The following is a 16,179-nucleotide window of genomic DNA, read 5'->3' as shown; positions in this document are numbered from 1 at the left end:
GATCACCGAATGCCTGTAATCGCCGGATTAGCGATACGTTATGACGTGATTATTTATTACAGGTATCTCCCAATGCAGGCTGAAGCTGAAGTATTTTGATTACGATTTGGTTCCGGCTTGTATGACCTGTCATCGTATCACTTCTGTTCGGACGGGAGCGAATTTATAATCCGTTTTATAATAGATGGATATTCTGTCTGTTTCGCCACCAACTCCTCTGACTTGTAAAAATTTACCATCTACATACTCTACCGTTAAAGTTTCCGTTTTTGATTCTGTTTTATTATTTAATCTTACTACGTTATCCTGATTGATTGAGTAGGTTCCTTTGTTAGCCAAACGGTCATACACCTTATATTCATAAGTGTTATCCGCTTTGAAGATAAAATTGAAATTTTTGACCACTTCTTCCGGTGAAGCTTTAAAGTCTTTCGTTATCTCATCTAACTGTGCTTTTGAGTAAGACGCGTCAGCATACTCCACAAAATACCAGGAGCCTATAATTTGTTTTTTGTCAATTTTAGTGAACGAGCAGCTAACAGATAATATTAATGATGTCAATATTAGTTTGCCTTTTAATTTTGTTTTCATATGGTCTGTATTTGATGTAGTATCGGGATTGCAAATCACTTCTAAGGCCCGTAGTATGCAGCCGGCAACAATACTACAGCATTTTTTATGATTAAGAATGCTGCGTACTTGACAACATTAGTACTTTCAAAACGGCAACCCTGATGCAGAACTGCTGTAGTAAATGTAATACTCTTTTTTTACGTACCCAACAAGAATCTGGCAATTGATGCTTAATGTAAAAATACCGATTACTCTTATGGTAGACGAAGTCATTGATAAACAGTCTGTCAGCAATGCCCTTAAATTTATAAAATGAGACTAATAGTGGCGTGTCAAAAGCCAAGTAAATATTTGGAAGCAGAGGTGATTTTTGGCCTTCACATCCCTGCCCTATTGAAACTATAACTGTCTTTCTTCATTCCCGAAATAATATGCTGTCTATGAGTCAGTCCCCGGTCTGCGATTGTATTGGTAAGCTGTTGTAACGATTCCCCATAGTCGGTTATTCGGTATTCTACAGCAACGTGCTGTGTTTAATACACGCCGTTCAATCAATTCGTTCATTTCCAAATCCTTTAATTCGCAGCTAAGCATCTTGCCGGAAATACCTTAACCTCTTTCAACAATTCAGAATATCGCATTGGCCTGAAACACAAACATACAACAATGGACATTTTCCATTTTCCATTTAAAATGTCCATTGTATTGCTAATCGCCAATATCTTTTGGCTGCAGTCCGTAATCAGATCAAATTTCTGTTACATAACATTCACCTGGTTACCCGTTTGTCACTATAACTTTTTGTCACTTAGTTACAAAGACACACATCTAAGTTATAACTTTGTCCGTCTAATTGTTAATGATAATAGAATGGAATTAATCAAAAATTTAGAATGGCGTTACGCTGTCAAGAAATACTCAGATGAGTCAGTCAGCGAAGATAAAATCGATCAGATTATCGAAAGCATTAACCTCAGCGCATCGTCATGCGGGATACAGCCCTACCGCCTGTTGGTAATAACCAACCCTGGAATAAGACAAAAACTGGCAGAAGGGTCCTTCAATTCTCAGATTCACGCTTCTTCTCATTTACTCGTCTTTGCAGCATTCAATGAAATAACCGATGATTACATAAGAGACTATGTTCAAATGATGGAACAGCAGCGAAATTTGGAAAATGGAGCCCTTAACGACTTAAAAAACATGTTGACAGGCTTTTTCTCCACCCAAACACCAGAACAAAATGCAATATGGTCAGGCAAACAAGCGTATATCGGTTTGGGCACAGCCTTAATTGCTGCCGCAACGTTAAAGGTAGATGCTACGCCAATGGAAGGATTTGATCCGAAAGTATTTGACAACGTTTTAGGTCTGTCGGAAAAGGGTCTGCACGCTTCAGTTATTCTTTCTTTAGGCTACCGGGATGCAGAAAATGATTTTCTTGCCTCCATGCCAAAAGTCCGCCTACCAATCAATGAATTTTCAACCAGAATAAATTAACCTATTAAGGCAGAAAGATTTCTAATAATCCAGCTCTTGAAGATTGCCAGTCAAAACCACAGATATCTGTCAGGGCTCATGGTAATACGAGTAAAATGACGGCTATACAATCATTCCTTAAAACACCGTTTGGAGAAGGCTATTAAGCTTCAGCCCGAAGCAGGTATGTAGAAAAGCTTTATCTTTGCATGTTTCGGATAAAAACCTGACAAATATATGCAAAGAGACATCGAAATTAAACTCGCCCCCAGCGAGGCAAATCAAGAGAATGCACTTCTTAAAGCCCTTTCGACCGCATTAGGAATTGATAATAAGCGCATTAAAGGGCATAAGATTCTAAAAAGATCCATTGATGCGCGAGGCCGGAATGTAATTTACCGTTTGCAGGTGAGGGCCTTTATTGACGAGATTTTTGCCCCTGAATTATACACTGTAAACTATCCGAATGTCAGTAACGGAAAACCTGTTTTGATTGTTGGGGCTGGCCCGGCTGGTTTATTTGCTGCCTTGCAATGTATTGAGAATGGTTTAAAGCCAATAGTGTTGGAGAGGGGGAAGGATGTTAAACAGAGACGCAGAGATCTGGCTGCTATCAATAAGCAGGGGCTTGTCAATACAGAGTCGAATTATTGTTACGGGGAAGGAGGAGCCGGAACTTATTCTGATGGTAAGCTATACACAAGGTCTAATAAACGCGGCGACATTAATAAGGTGTTGGAGACTTTTGTGCAGCATGGTGCGGATCATGATATTTTAATCGATGCCCGTCCACATATCGGTACAAATAAATTGCCCCATATCATTACCGCTATCAGGGAAACCATTTTAAATGCCGGTGGTGAGGTGAGGTTCGACCAGAAGGTTACGGATATAAAAATTGAATTTGGAAAAGTAAAAGGAGCAGTGGTTAATGGCCAAGAGCATGTGCCGGCAGATGCCGTAATTTTGGCTACAGGGCATTCTGCACGTGACATCTATGAGCTGTTGCATCGGAAAAACATATTAGTAGAAGCGAAGCCTTTTGCTCTTGGTGTGAGAATAGAACATCCACAGGCTATTATAGATGCCGCGCAATACCATTGTGATATACGAAGTGAGTTTTTGCCTCCTGCTTACTACAGTTTAGTGGAACAGGTAGGCAGCAGGGGGGTATTTTCTTTTTGCATGTGCCCGGGTGGTATTATTGCACCTTGTGCAACTCATGAAAATGAAATTGTGGTTAACGGATGGTCTCCCTCCAAAAGAAATAATCCTTTTGCCAACTCTGGCACGGTAGTGCAAATTACCCTGGAGGACGTAAAAGGGGAAGATCCCTTGCGGATGATGAGGTTTCAGGCGGAGATAGAGCAGCAGGCATTTAAACTTGGTGGCGGTAATTTGGTGGCTCCTGGACAGCGGATGGTCGATTTTGTTGAAAACAGGGTTTCAGTGGATCTGCCTAAAAACTCTTATCTGCCCGGTACCCATAGCGTAATGTTAAAAGATACTCTGCCTGATTTTGTAGCTTCTGCCTTAAAAACTGCCCTTCCGGAGTTCGGTAAAAAAATGAAAGGATATTACACCAATGAAGCAATTTTAGTCGGTGTGGAAAGCCGGAGTTCTTCGCCGGTACGGATACCCAGAGACAAAGAGACCTTCCAGCATCCTCAGGTAGCCGGATTGTATCCCTGCGCTGAAGGTGCGGGCTATGCAGGCGGAATTGTTTCTGCGGCCATCGACGGCATCAACTGCGCAAATGCGGTTTCAAAGTACGGCCAGATTTAAAACTTTTAGCATTTCAATTGTATTAGCTAATTTCCATTGGTTTAATATGAAGTAATTTTTCATCTGGTATTCTATAATATGTATGTCCTGCGAGAAATACATAAAAGGGAGAAATATAAATAATAAATATCTCATTAAAAATATGGTTTTTTGAAAAAACTTAACGGTTATCTAAAGCCTGCTTTTCGTCAGCTCAATACATTGTCAAAAATAATATTTCTAAACTAAAGAAGGACAAGCCTTATGACTGGATTTAACTTCGTAATTCGCGATACTAGAAGAGATATTTGCTTTTGATTAGGATGGTAAATCCTGTCTCGTTTACAAATTCTATTACCGCCTAGTTTGTTTCTTGGAAAGTCTCTTATATCCTCCTAGGGACTTGTCCTAATATTTCGAAAAAAGACCTTTAGTTATGCCGGAAAAAAGACCTGAATAACAAATAAAAGAGCAGGGAATAATGATGTAAGGATGCCAGAAATACAGATAACGCCAACCGTAGCCATGGCTTTCATTTATATAGGTATAAACCAAAATTCCTACTGCCAAAGCAACCAATAACAGCAGCCCGGTCACATTAAGCGCTATAATGCCCTTTTTTTTAAAAGAAAGATTAATCAAAAATTTCTTGCTGTAAGAAATAAAGACGATGAGCCAAAATGCCGTGCCCATGCCAAGCAAAATGGATGCTGTGCTGGCAGATGTATGAGCCATCTCATAATCACTTTTATGATGTCCTGCGTAATGGAGAATGAGCGGCAGCCCAATCGCAAAAAACAGAAAAAAGATGATCCAAAATATTCTAAAGCCATTCCAAAATTTCATAGAACCAGTTTTTCAGAGATTACAATAACGCTTCATGTTCCTTGCTTAAAGATAAGTAATATTCTATTCGCAGAGATACGTCATTTTATATCGATGAGTTCATGTAAAGCATATCATTGGATTCGTAATTTTCAACAAAGGATCTTAGTACATATGCATATCAAAATTAGTGGTTCTTCCTCAATTATGAAATTGAATAAATAAGAATCCGCCACAGCTGTGAGACGGCTTCTTATTATTGTAATTGCAATCTATACAATCTAAACATCATCTATTTTCCGATACAGAACTTAGAAAAAATATTTCCCAGCACTTCATCATTGGTCACTTCTCCTGAGATTTCACCCAGGTGCTCCAAAGCATTTCTCAATTCGTAAGCCAATAGCTCAGTGGAAATCTGAGTTGTGATGGCTTCTTTCACTTTATCGACTGCTTCCAAAGATTTTCCTAAAGCTTCATAGTGACGCTGATTGGTGATGACAACATTTCCTTCTTGAGATTGCAATTGCTCAACATAAGAAGATAATTCATCCTTCAAGTCTTGCATATTTTGATTTTCTACTGCTGAAATGGTAATAAAATCAAAGTCTTGCGGAATCTCATTTCTAAAAACACTTTCCACCGATTCATATTGATGCGGTAAAACTTCATCAATTTTCGTAGCACAGATTATCAATTTTAAATCATCTCTCTGCAAAGATTTGATCATCTCAATATCTTCAGAAAAATTTTCTGTGGCAGCATCGGCGAGGTAAACCAGAATATTTGCATTCTCTACTTTTTCCTTTGCTTTTTTCACGCCTATTGCTTCGATTTCGTCTACCGTATCACGTAATCCGGCAGTATCAATCAAACGGAATGCATGACCTTTGATGTGAAGAATTTCTTCAATGGTATCTCTTGTCGTTCCTGCAATATTACTTACAATCGCCCTTTCTTCTTTCAATAGAGCATTCAGTAAAGTCGATTTTCCGGCATTTGGTTTCCCGATAATGGCGACTGCGGTTCCGTTTTTAATAGCATTGCCGTACTGGAAACTTTCAATAAGAGAATTCAATTTTGCTTCGATCTTGTCCAGCACTTGATTCAATGCCGATCTGTCAGCAAATTCTACATCTTCCTCCGCAAAATCCAATTCAAGCTCAATCAAAGAAACAAAATTTAATAAGTCTGTTCTTAAAAACGAAATTTCATTGGTGATTCCGCCTTTTAATTGATTCAGTGCAACTTTTCTTGAAGCTTCATTATCAGAAGCAATCAAATCTGCAATAGATTCTGCCTGACTCAGATCTATTCTTCCATTCATAAAGGCACGCATCGTAAACTCACCCGCTTTTGCCATTCTCGCTCCGTTCTTAATCAAAACTTCAAGAATTTTCTTCGCAATATGCGGTGAACCGTGAAAAGAAATTTCCACAGAATCCTCAGCTGTAAAAGTTTTCGGAGCTTTAAAAACCGAAACCATCACTTCATCAATCACCTCATCACCATCTTTTATAAAACCATAATGAACGGTGTGTGATTGGGCTTTTTCGAGGTTTTTACCATCAAAAATTTTCGCTGAAACTGAAATAGCATCATCTCCCGAAATTCTGATAATTCCAATAGCTCCGATTCCGTTGGCGGTTGCCAATGCGCAGATTGTGTCGTGATTCATAATACAAAATTACGGAAATTTCGCAGGCTAAAAAATTCATTTTCTATCAAAATACTGAACTTAAAACCCTCTCCTTTCAGAAACTTCTTCACTCAACAACTCCCCGATTCTAAAACGCTTAAACACTCAACTTTTTCAGGAGCCGGGAACCTGCTGTCCGCTATATCTTTTTTGCTGTGCCCTTCGGCTACGCTCAGGGCACAGCAAAAAGGATGTCGCTTCCATCAGGGCTAAAAATCCAGACCAAAGTTCAATATTATTGATCAAAAGGAAATAATCAACATTTTTTGTAGCTTATTCATATTAAAAAAATCACGGGACAATGAAGAAAGTTATTGTTGAGATCCAAAAAATATGATTTATATTTAACAAAACAACCATATGGGAATCATTGCATTAGTTTTAATCTTAGTCATTATTTTAATATTTTTTCTATCCAGAATCCCAAACCTGACCATCACCAGAAAAATAGTGATTGTAGTTTCTGTTTTGCTACTCTGCATCGTTGGTGTAGCAATTATTTTTATTACAGGTTTTGAGAGCGGTAGAATGCCAAGAGAACTTGAAGTCGAAAATAATCAGAAAATTTCCAATCATAATCAGATTAATTCAGAAAAGAAAAATAATCAAATAAGTGCTCAAAACAATCTGTCTCAAGACTCATTGAATGAAGTAATGTTAGAAACGACGTCTTGTTTAACGGAAAACTTACAAGATTTTTTACAGTCAAAGAATTTGAAAAAACTTTCGGAAAAGCTGACAGCATTAAATTATTGTCAGAAGAAGAACCATGCACGTATATCTTTGACACAGAAACCCCAACCAACAGCATTAATGACAATAAGTATTTCTACAAAGATGGTTCGAGATTTGAAAATTTCAAAGATAAAGTTGCTGTGGACGAATTTCGATTTCTTAAAAACAATTTCATCCTCTTCAAAAGCAAAAAATTGAGTACTTTGACCACGATCACTGATCTTCAGAAAATATTTCCAAATGCAGTCAGAGATATAGGAAATATGGATGTTTATGGTGAAGGAAAATTACAGGTTATCCAGCTGAGAGAAGACCAAAACAATATTTCTGACGGTCACATCAATACATTTCTTAAAAACGGAAAATTATACTTTATGCATTGGTGGTTTCATTGTTAAAATTAACAACATAAAATTCTCAAAATAAATTAAATAAAAATATTATGAAGGCTATCATAACAATCATTTTTGTCATCTTTTGCACAAGTTGTGAAGGAAAAAAGAAATCTGAGAAAACAGAGTATCCCTCGATGAAAATCGAAAATTCATCACCGGAAATCAACGTGGTAGATTCAGCGAAAGTTAAAGAGATTCTTCAAATTCCAGCTATTAGATATTCTGTTTCAGAGAATGGTTACTCATTTAATCTGCCCTTTAATTACAGGATTCACTACGCTCCTTCACAAAACAGCCAAAACAGTTATTACAAATTCCAATGGAAAGTTACAAACGATTTCACGATTGACAGCAATTCAAATGGTTTTAAGAGATTTTCTGTTGTTAATTTCATCCCATATCTTACCTCTGCGCCTCAAGAAGGTGATTTTTTAATTGCAAAAAGTACAAACAAGATTCCACTAACAACTGCTGATTTCCTACAATCTGTTGATGAAGTTTTGTATAAAGATGAGAACAGCGCAATTTTCAGTGATTACGGATCATTAAAAGCCTTCTATTTTGAATATCTTCCCAAAACGAAAGAATATCTGATCTATTTAAGCGATACGCCTTTTCAGAATAAGCGACCGGAAGCAACATCTGATGAAATAATAAATCAGTTGCTGCATCAGATAAGGATGGCTAAAAATATTTTAAAACCCATAAAAAATCAGGAAAAAAGCTGGAATTCTTATGAAAATCAACTCTCTATTTTAGAAAAAGATTTTTTCAAAAATATGAAGGCAGAAACTCTGAAAACTTTTGCTTCTGATGCGAGTTTAAAATCATTTTCACCTGCTGATCAGGGAAACAATCGCTATTACACAGTTTTCAAAACAAACCCAGAAACTGAAGCTGTCTGGAAAAAACTACATTCGGTAAAAAATAACGGAATATTGACCATCACAGAAGCAGACAAAATTTTCAAATATTTAAGTGAAGAGAATTTCAGATTCTTTTACAATTCAGATTATCAGCAAACGGACAAAACAGAAAATAGTGTGGTTTTTCAAAGAAAATATCAAAATTCATATTGTTTAGTCACCAAAATAAAAAATAACAAATTGATAATCATGAAAGAATTTCCGGCTTTGGAGCAAATGACTCCTGAATATTATAAAAATGAGATTGAATTTTACACTTCATTATTTGAAAATTACAATTAAAATTTCCATCAAATCACTCTCAACATGAAAAATGTAATTGCACTTCACTTATTGTTTCTAATGATTTTACTTTTCGCTTTGCAGTCTTGCGAAAAGAAAACTGAAAATTTAAACAAAGAAAATTCGACATATAAAAAAAATGAACTGAAAAAAGTTATTGACACTTTTAAAAGTCCTTTGAGACCTAATGAAAATATCCAACTTGAGAAAATCTTTCTTGACACCGTTCAATTTGTAAATTTTAATGATAATGGGGATGATCGGCAGTTTATTGTGAAGAAAAATAAAGATACAGTACGTTTAATATATAATAATGATGATCCGAAATTCATCCGTGGAGACGAGTTGGAAATCAAATGGAAAATGGACAGTCTGAGACCTGCAGGTGATCCCGAATATCTGGATTACAGTGAATATTTAATTTCCGCAAAAGTCATTAAACCTTTAAAGCTAGCAGATAAAAAAGTGAAATTTCTATGGCGAAAATTTCAGTACGATAAAGAATTATCAACAGACATTAATACAATTATTCTGAATAAGAATTATATCAAATCTATTTCAGACCCCGAAAAAGCTGCTTTAGCTTATGCCGCTACTTTCATTGGAAACGAATGCGGATGGGATGGGAAAGCCGATGACAACAGAGGAAATTTGAAGTGTAAGATTCTTACTGCTTTAAATTTAGGCTATCAGTGTTCTGACCAACATTTGGGTTTTCTTCGATTTTGGTTTCGAAATAATCAAGAGATTATGAAGGAATTGGAGAACTGCCCGACAACTCCCGACGGAGCAACTGTTCAGGATACTTTCGACGAAATCAATTTACAAATTACCGGAAATAAAATCACTGTTTTCTTCAAAGCTAGTGGAGTCAATTTACGTGAAGGAAAATCCTGGAACTGGACTGAAAAACATTTTTTTGAGTTTAAGAAAAATGAGTTATTGCTTTTGAAGAAAGAAATTTCGCCAACTCAACACAGCAATTTTGAAGTTGAAGGAAACTAATGGAAATATAGTCGTTATCAAAATAAAAAAATCATCCCATTGCTGAGATGATCGAAACAAAATTAATTTAAAGTATATGGTTAGTGATTTGATTCTTTAAATTTGGTATTCCAAAGATAAAATCAAATTTCTGGTTCCGAAACAGGGAAAACACCCTAAATGTAATCGCGGAAAACAGTCATATAAAACAAAACTCTGCATCACTCGATGCAGAGTTTTTTAATATCTTTAATTTATTCTTACAAAGGTTTTACCAACTCAAGAAACCAATCCTTCACCTCACCTTCTAGATAAGGAGCCAATTTTTCTTCACACTTTCTGTGATAATCATTCAACCAATGAATTTCTTCAGTTAGCAAAATTTCTTTCACGATGGTATCTTTAAAGAACGGACAGAACGTTAAAGTTTCAAACTCATAAAAAGTCCCGAAATCGGTTTTCTCCGCTTCTTTTACGGCAATCAGGTTCTCATGGCGGATCCCGTATTGCCCTTCCACGTAAAATCCGGGCTCATTGGAACACACCATCCCCGGCAGAAGTTCCTGCGGGTTCATGTCTTTCCTGATGTTCTGCGGGCCTTCATGCACATTCATAAAACTTCCTACCCCATGGCCGGTGCCATGGTTATAGTCTTTCCCGTGCATCCATAACGGCAGCCTGGCAATCGCATCAAGCTGTACGCCGCGGGTGCCTCTCGGGAATTTTACCATCGACAGACGGATCAGTCCCTGTAATACCAGTGTAGAGTTTGTCCTGAACTCATCAGACACGGCACCTAATGCCAGCGTCCTGGTAATGTCTGTTGTCCCTTCCAGGTACTGCCCTCCGGAATCCACTAAAATGCTTGCATCATTAATTACCTCCTTGCTGCCTTCAGTTTTCGCCGAATAGTGCATAATCGCACCGTTATCTTTGTACCCTACAATGCTTCCGAAGCTCTCTCCCACGAAGTTTTCCCCTTCCGCACGGAAACCTCTCAGCTTTTCACCGATGGAATATTCGGTCATGGATTCTTTTCCGGCATTATGGGTCAGCCAGTACAGGAATTTCACCATGGCCACGCCGTCCCTTACCATAACGGTCCTGAAGCCTTCCAGCTCAGTTTCATTTTTCTGGGCTTTCATCAGATTCCCGGGAACCGCAGCTTTGATGAATTGGTTATCTTCTTTTAATATTTCGAAAATCGCCTGGTTGCTGTTCGGGGAAACCAGGACTTTTTCATTCTTGAATTCCTTCAGGCAATTAAAAAACTCTTCATAAGGCTTCATCTTTACCCAGGCTTCATCCATTTCTTTTCTTGACTCCACTTCAAGCTTTTCCAGTTCAGTAAACAACAGGGCTTCGTTCTTGGTGATCACGATATATCCTAAAAATACGGGATTGCTTTCCACATCGCTCCCCCTCAGGTTCAGGGTCCAGGCTACATCGTCCAGGCTTGAAATGATATGTACCGTTGCTTCCTGCGACTCCATTTTCTGGCGGATGGCGGCAATTTTATCGGCAACGGATTTCCCCGCCCTTTCCACAGGATGTACATAGATGGGGTTTTTGGAAGGCATGCCTCTCTCTTTCCAGATCTCTTTTAAAAGAGGAGCATCAACCAGGGTTATCCCTTTTTCATTGAGCTTCCCGGTCAGCAGTTCCCAGTTGGCGTGGGATGTTGCCAGGGCATTTACCGCTACTTTAGCATCGGCAGGGAGCTCGGAAATAATCCAGTCAATATAATTGGGAGTCCCTTCGAGACCGTCCTTGAAAAGGTCGATGCCTGAGCCGTCAAGTTCCTGGGCTGCCTGCGTATAATATCTTCCGTCCGTCCATAACCCTGCTTTATCTTTGGTCACTACCACAAAACCGGCAGAACCTAGAAATCCCGAAAGCCAGGCCCTTTCCTGCCATTCTGCGGGAAGGTATTCACTCATGTGCGGGTCTGCAGAATAGATGATAAATGCATCAACCTTATTTTTCTGCATTTCTTTACGAAGCGCAGCTATTTTTTCCTTTGAAGTCATTTTTTAATGAATTTTAAAGAGGTGAAGTTACGAATTTTTAAGTTTTCCAACAGGATTATGCAGACTTTTTAAACATCATTTCCGCAAAGTTTTATGCCCTTTATAATCAGCATTTGTCATTCTTTACTAATTTCTGTAATGGTAATAAGGACTGAATACACCAGCAAAATCTTTCACAATTTAATCTCCTCTTTTCAGGCTGACAAAAAGAGCGGCAATGCTGATTTATAGTTTTTACAGGCTTATGTTCCTGCCCATATAATTACCCTATTCATCACCCAATGCTTCCTTCGAAACCTACTTCTTATTACCTATTTGACCAACTTCCTGCCTACCCTAAATAGGGGTTATTAATAAAACCTTAACATTTTGGAAAGGTTATTGCTACATCATAAAATATGGAAAACCAGAATTACAAAAACCACAGAAAATTTTATCCGCCCCACCACTTTATCTACCTTCCGTTGCTGCTGATCTTACTGGGTACGGGAATTTATAAAAGTATGGACGATGAGCCTAACCGGCTTTTGTGGATCCTGTTCTCCGTCGTTGTTTTTCTGGTGCTCTACCTGGCCATTATGGTACGCCAGCATTATGCCCTGGGACTTCAGAACCGGCTGGTCCGCCTTGAATTCAAACAGCGGTATTTCGAAATTTTCGGACAAAGGTCTGATGAAACCGAAGAAAAGCTTAGCTTCAGCCAGATTGCTGCGCTGCGGTTTGCCTATGACGATGAATTTAAAATCCTTCTGGAAAAAGCATTAAAGGAAAATATCTCAGGGGATGACATTAAAAAGTCCATTACCCGGTGGAGAGCCGATTATCAGAGAATTTAAAATAAATAATAAACACTTAAAACAGAACATTATGAAAAAATGGAGCTTATACAGTTTAACGGTATTGAGTTTATTAACCCTTACCAGCTGCGAGGCAGTAGAAACAATTTTTAAAGCCGGCATGTGGTGGGGAATCATCGTGGTAGTCGGGATTATCGGTATTATTTTATGGCTGTTCTCAAGAGGAAGGAAATAAATTGATCTTATGGAAAATTCAGACTTAGAAATCATTTCCCATCTGAAGCCTTCTAAAATTGTAAAGATTATGAAAGATCCGGTTGCTTCTGCAAAGGCGGTACATCTTATTTATACCTCCGATGCGGAAACAGCCGGTATTACCCGGAAAAAGACCGGCAAAAAATTCTCCTATTACAAAGACGGTAAAAAAATAAAGAACAAGGAAGAGATTACAAGAATCAACAAACTGGTGATTCCTCCTGCTTGGGAGAATGTATGGATCTGCGCGCTTGACAACGGCCATCTTCAGGCTACCGGGATTGATGTGAAAAACAGAAAGCAGTACCGTTACCATCCTTTATGGAGCGCCCTGAGGAACCACACCAAGTTTTACAGGATGCTCAAGTTCGGGTATGCGCTGCCTGAAATCCGCCTTCATGTAGAAAAAGACCTTGCCTTAAGGAATTTTGAAAAGAGAAAAGTACTGGCCCTGATTGTCAGCCTGATGCAGCGGACCAACATCAGGATCGGGAACAACGCTTATGAGAAACTGTACGGCTCTTTTGGTCTCACCACTTTAAAAGGCAAACATGTTCAGATCAAAGGGCAGAAACTTACTTTTTCCTTCAAAGGCAAAAAAGGGGTGATGCATAATATTGACCTGAAAAGCAAAAAACTGTCCCGCCTGGTACAGAAATGTAAGGACATTCCGGGAAAGGAGCTTTTCCAGTACATTGATGATGAAGGGAACCGGCACACGGTTGATTCCGGAATGGTGAACGACTACATTAAAGAAATCAGCGGGGAAGATTTTACGGCAAAGGATTTCAGGACATGGTCCGGAACGGTGAGTGCCTTAATTGCATTCAAGGAAATCGGCTATGCCGAAACCCATACGGAATATAAGAAAAAAGTAAAGGAAGCACTGGAAATCGTAGCGTCGCATCTTGGGAATACCAGTACCGTATGCAGGAAATATTATGTACATCCGCTGGTCATTAACCTTTACGAAAACAATACCATTAAAAAATACCTGGATGAACTGGAAGAAATAGAGGAAAACGACGGGAAAGCAGGCTTAACGCACGAAGAAAAACTGGTGCTTAAAATCCTGGAAACCGAAAAAATGTAGTTCCTGATAGATCGGTAAGAATGATATAACAGGATGAATCAATTTCCGTGACCTGTAGCCGGCACAAAGTCTTCACCTTGCTTTATTTCCATCTTTTGTCCGTCTTCATCAAACGAAATATCAAGAGCGCCTGATAAAAATCCCGACAGTTCACCAACACATTTCTGATAGCGTGATGTAATGGTAAATGGTCTGTACTTTCCTAATATTACATTTGTGCCATCATTTGTTTTCATGATCTGGTAGGTTCCTTTTATTACGGTTTTACAGCTTTGCTGGTTAATAGTAATCTGGAAATGATTTCCGTCAACAAAATACAGCACATCAGATTTCATCTTATCCCTATTTTTATCCAGATAAAGCACATCTTCCTGATAACTTTTCAGGTTAAAATACCATTTTGAACCTTTTAAAGTAGTGTTTAATAACTGATCTTCAGGAAATTCATAGGGTTGTACTTGTGAAGCCACAGGAACCTCATGAACTTTTTCTTTTTGATGCTGTGCGAAAACAGTTTGTGAAAACATGAAGGTGAATAATACAATTTTTCTCATTTTACGGAGTTTTATATCTACTAATTTAATCATTTTCTAAACAAAAGGCTTAAATAGTTTCTATCGATTTTTTGTCCAGATTAAATGTTGTAAATTTGTATCATTAGCAAATTAAATAATAAAACATAATATGTCTAAAGCAATATCGCAGGTACCATTTGCAGTTAATGAACCGGTAAATTCTTACATACCAGGTTCTTCAGAAGTAAAAAGTCTTATCGCCCAGTACAAAAAAATGTGGGCCGAAAAGACAGAAATCCCTATGGTGATTGACGGAAAGGAAGTAAAAACGGGCGACAAAGTCCAGTTACAGTCTCCCCAGGACCATAGCCACGATTTCGGTTTTTACCACAGAGGTACGATGCAGCATGTGGATGATGCCATAAACGCAGCACTGGCTGCAAAAAAACAATGGAATGAGCTGGGATGGGAGCACCGTGCCGCCATTTTCCTGAAAGCAGCTGATCTTTTGGCCGGCCCTTACAGGGACGTGATCAACGCAGCAACCATGATCGGACAGTCTAAGAACGTTCACCAGGCTGAAATTGATGCTGCCTGTGAGCTGATTGATTTCTTAAGGTTCAATGTAGAATTCATGACCGAAATGTATTCTGAGCAGCCAGTTTCCGACAGCGGGATCTGGAACCGTTTAGAATACAGGCCTTTGGAAGGGTTCTGTTTTGCGGTTACGCCTTTCAACTTCACAGCGATTTCAGGAAACCTGCCTGCCTGTATGGCCATGCTTGGAAACGTTGTTGTTTGGAAGCCTTCCGACAAGCAGGTCTACTCTGCCAAAGTAATCATGGATGTGCTGACGGAAGCAGGACTTCCTGCAGGGGTCATCAACATGATTTTCACAGACGGAAAAGAAACGGCTGAAAAAGTATTGGCACACAGAGATTTCGCAGGTCTTCACTTCACCGGTTCTACGAAGGTATTCCAGGGAATGTGGAAAATGATCGGTGATAATATCCACAATTACAGAACATATCCGAGAATTGTAGGTGAAACCGGCGGAAAAGACTTCGTGATCGCTCACCCGTCTGCCAACGTGGAAGCGGTGGCTACGGCTTTGGTAAGAGGTTCTTTTGAATATCAGGGACAGAAATGTTCTGCAGCTTCCAGAGCTTATATTCCACAGTCGCTTTGGGCGGAGGTGAAAAAAGTGATGGAAACTCAGATCAACTCAATAAAAGTCGGTTCTCCGGAAGATCCTTCCAATTTCGTCAATGCGGTGATCGACAAAAATTCTTTTGAAAAATGCAAAGGCTATATCGACAGGGCCAATGAATCAGGTGAAGCCAATGTGGTAATCGGCGGTAAAGCGGATGATTCCAAAGGATGGTTTGTATACCCGACGGTCATCGAAACCACAAATCCTCAATATGAAAGTATGGTGGAAGAAATCTTCGGGCCTATCTTATCCGTGTATGTTTATGAAGATAAAGACTGGAAAGAAACGCTTGAACTGGTTGATTCTTCTTCTCCTTATTCTCTGACAGGGTCTGTTTTTGCACAGGACCGTTACGCAGTCAATGAAGCTTTCAAGGCATTGGAAAATGCTTCAGGAAACTTCTACATCAATGACAAACCGACCGGAGCCGTAGTAGGCCAGCAGCCTTTCGGCGGCGGCAGGGCTTCAGGAACCAACGATAAGGCAGGGTCTAAAATGAACCTGTTAAGATGGACTTCCGTAAGAAGCATCAAGGAAACTTTTGTATCTCCTAAAGATTACAAATATCCATATCTTGGATAAGATAACGGACCGTAAATAATTTTATCAGTTAA

15 protein-coding genes are annotated in these 16,179 nt (G+C 38.8%); 10 read left to right on the top strand and 5 right to left on the bottom strand.

Features of this window, described 5'->3' with window-relative positions:
• Window positions 1-129: 129 nt before the first annotated feature.
• The gene (locus H561_RS0104630; protein WP_027385957.1) at window positions 130-591 is read right to left on the bottom strand and encodes a DUF5004 domain-containing protein; all 462 of its coding nucleotides are present in this window, start codon (window positions 589-591) and stop codon (window positions 130-132) included.
• Between the two features lie 852 nt (window positions 592-1,443).
• On the opposite strand from H561_RS0104630, the gene H561_RS0104625 reads away from it, so the two are divergent.
• Both H561_RS0104625 and H561_RS0104620 read left to right on the top strand, forming a co-directional pair.
• Complete coding sequence (locus tag H561_RS0104625; protein WP_027385956.1) at window positions 1,444-2,073, top strand: nitroreductase family protein; 630 nt, start codon at window positions 1,444-1,446, stop codon at window positions 2,071-2,073.
• A gap of 216 nt (window positions 2,074-2,289) precedes the next feature.
• Window positions 2,290-3,837, top strand: coding sequence for an NAD(P)/FAD-dependent oxidoreductase (locus tag H561_RS0104620; protein ID WP_027385955.1), 1,548 nt, complete (start codon window positions 2,290-2,292; stop codon window positions 3,835-3,837).
• Window positions 3,838-4,224: 387 nt separating this feature from the next.
• Here the strand turns inward: H561_RS0104620 and H561_RS0104610 are convergent, their stop codons facing one another.
• Complete coding sequence (locus H561_RS0104610; RefSeq protein ID WP_027385954.1) at window positions 4,225-4,662, bottom strand: hypothetical protein; 438 nt, start codon at window positions 4,660-4,662, stop codon at window positions 4,225-4,227.
• A gap of 271 nt (window positions 4,663-4,933) precedes the next feature.
• Entirely contained in the window at window positions 4,934-6,319 is a 1,386-nt protein-coding gene (mnmE, locus tag H561_RS0104605) for a tRNA uridine-5-carboxymethylaminomethyl(34) synthesis GTPase MnmE (protein WP_027385953.1), read from the bottom strand.
• A gap of 381 nt (window positions 6,320-6,700) precedes the next feature.
• On the opposite strand from mnmE, the gene H561_RS23870 reads away from it, so the two are divergent.
• The 4 genes from H561_RS23870 (at window position 6,701) to H561_RS22005 (ending at window position 9,683) form a co-directional block, all read left to right on the top strand.
• Window positions 6,701-7,273, top strand: a complete 573-nt coding sequence (locus H561_RS23870) for a hypothetical protein (RefSeq protein WP_155845736.1) — start codon at window positions 6,701-6,703, stop codon at window positions 7,271-7,273.
• A gap of 5 nt (window positions 7,274-7,278) precedes the next feature.
• Window positions 7,279-7,473: a hypothetical protein gene (locus H561_RS23865; protein WP_155845735.1), complete on the top strand. Its 195-nt coding sequence runs from the start codon at window positions 7,279-7,281 to the stop codon at window positions 7,471-7,473.
• Window positions 7,474-8,150: 677 nt separating this feature from the next.
• A complete protein-coding gene (locus tag H561_RS23860) occupies window positions 8,151-8,678 on the top strand; it encodes a hypothetical protein (protein ID WP_155845734.1) in 528 nt (175 codons plus the stop codon).
• 24 nt (window positions 8,679-8,702) lie between these two features.
• Window positions 8,703-9,683, top strand: coding sequence for a hypothetical protein (locus H561_RS22005; RefSeq protein WP_155845733.1), 981 nt, complete (start codon window positions 8,703-8,705; stop codon window positions 9,681-9,683).
• A 239-nt stretch (window positions 9,684-9,922) separates the two neighbouring features.
• Here H561_RS22005 and H561_RS0104585 read toward each other — a convergent pair whose 3' ends face one another.
• Window positions 9,923-11,692 carry an aminopeptidase P family protein gene (locus H561_RS0104585; RefSeq protein WP_027385950.1) on the bottom strand — a complete coding sequence of 590 codons (1,770 nt, stop codon included), beginning with the start codon at window positions 11,690-11,692 and terminating at the stop codon, window positions 9,923-9,925.
• Between the two features lie 398 nt (window positions 11,693-12,090).
• Here H561_RS0104585 and H561_RS0104575 point away from each other — a divergent pair, with 398 nt between their 5' ends.
• The 3 genes from H561_RS0104575 to H561_RS0104565 are packed head-to-tail and all read left to right on the top strand — an operon-like array spanning window position 12,091 to window position 13,837.
• Window positions 12,091-12,528 carry a DUF6526 family protein gene (locus H561_RS0104575; protein ID WP_027385949.1) on the top strand — a complete coding sequence of 146 codons (438 nt, stop codon included), beginning with the start codon at window positions 12,091-12,093 and terminating at the stop codon, window positions 12,526-12,528.
• A gap of 31 nt (window positions 12,529-12,559) precedes the next feature.
• Window positions 12,560-12,724, top strand: a complete 165-nt coding sequence (locus H561_RS0104570; protein ID WP_027385948.1) for a hypothetical protein — start codon at window positions 12,560-12,562, stop codon at window positions 12,722-12,724.
• A 9-nt stretch (window positions 12,725-12,733) separates the two neighbouring features.
• Window positions 12,734-13,837 carry a DNA topoisomerase IB gene (locus tag H561_RS0104565; protein WP_027385947.1) on the top strand — a complete coding sequence of 368 codons (1,104 nt, stop codon included), beginning with the start codon at window positions 12,734-12,736 and terminating at the stop codon, window positions 13,835-13,837.
• Between the two features lie 38 nt (window positions 13,838-13,875).
• Here H561_RS0104565 and H561_RS0104560 read toward each other — a convergent pair whose 3' ends face one another.
• The gene (locus tag H561_RS0104560) at window positions 13,876-14,391 is read right to left on the bottom strand and encodes a hypothetical protein (protein WP_155845732.1); all 516 of its coding nucleotides are present in this window, start codon (window positions 14,389-14,391) and stop codon (window positions 13,876-13,878) included.
• Window positions 14,392-14,521: 130 nt separating this feature from the next.
• Here H561_RS0104560 and pruA point away from each other — a divergent pair, with 130 nt between their 5' ends.
• Window positions 14,522-16,147: an L-glutamate gamma-semialdehyde dehydrogenase gene (pruA, locus tag H561_RS0104555; protein WP_027385945.1), complete on the top strand. Its 1,626-nt coding sequence runs from the start codon at window positions 14,522-14,524 to the stop codon at window positions 16,145-16,147.
• The last annotated feature ends 32 nt before the right edge of the window (window positions 16,148-16,179 follow it).

Source organism: Chryseobacterium gregarium DSM 19109, assembly GCF_000430845.1.
Taxonomy (GTDB): Bacteria; Bacteroidota; Bacteroidia; order Flavobacteriales; family Weeksellaceae; genus Chryseobacterium; species Chryseobacterium gregarium.
This window is presented reverse-complemented; position numbering and strand designations above follow the sequence as displayed.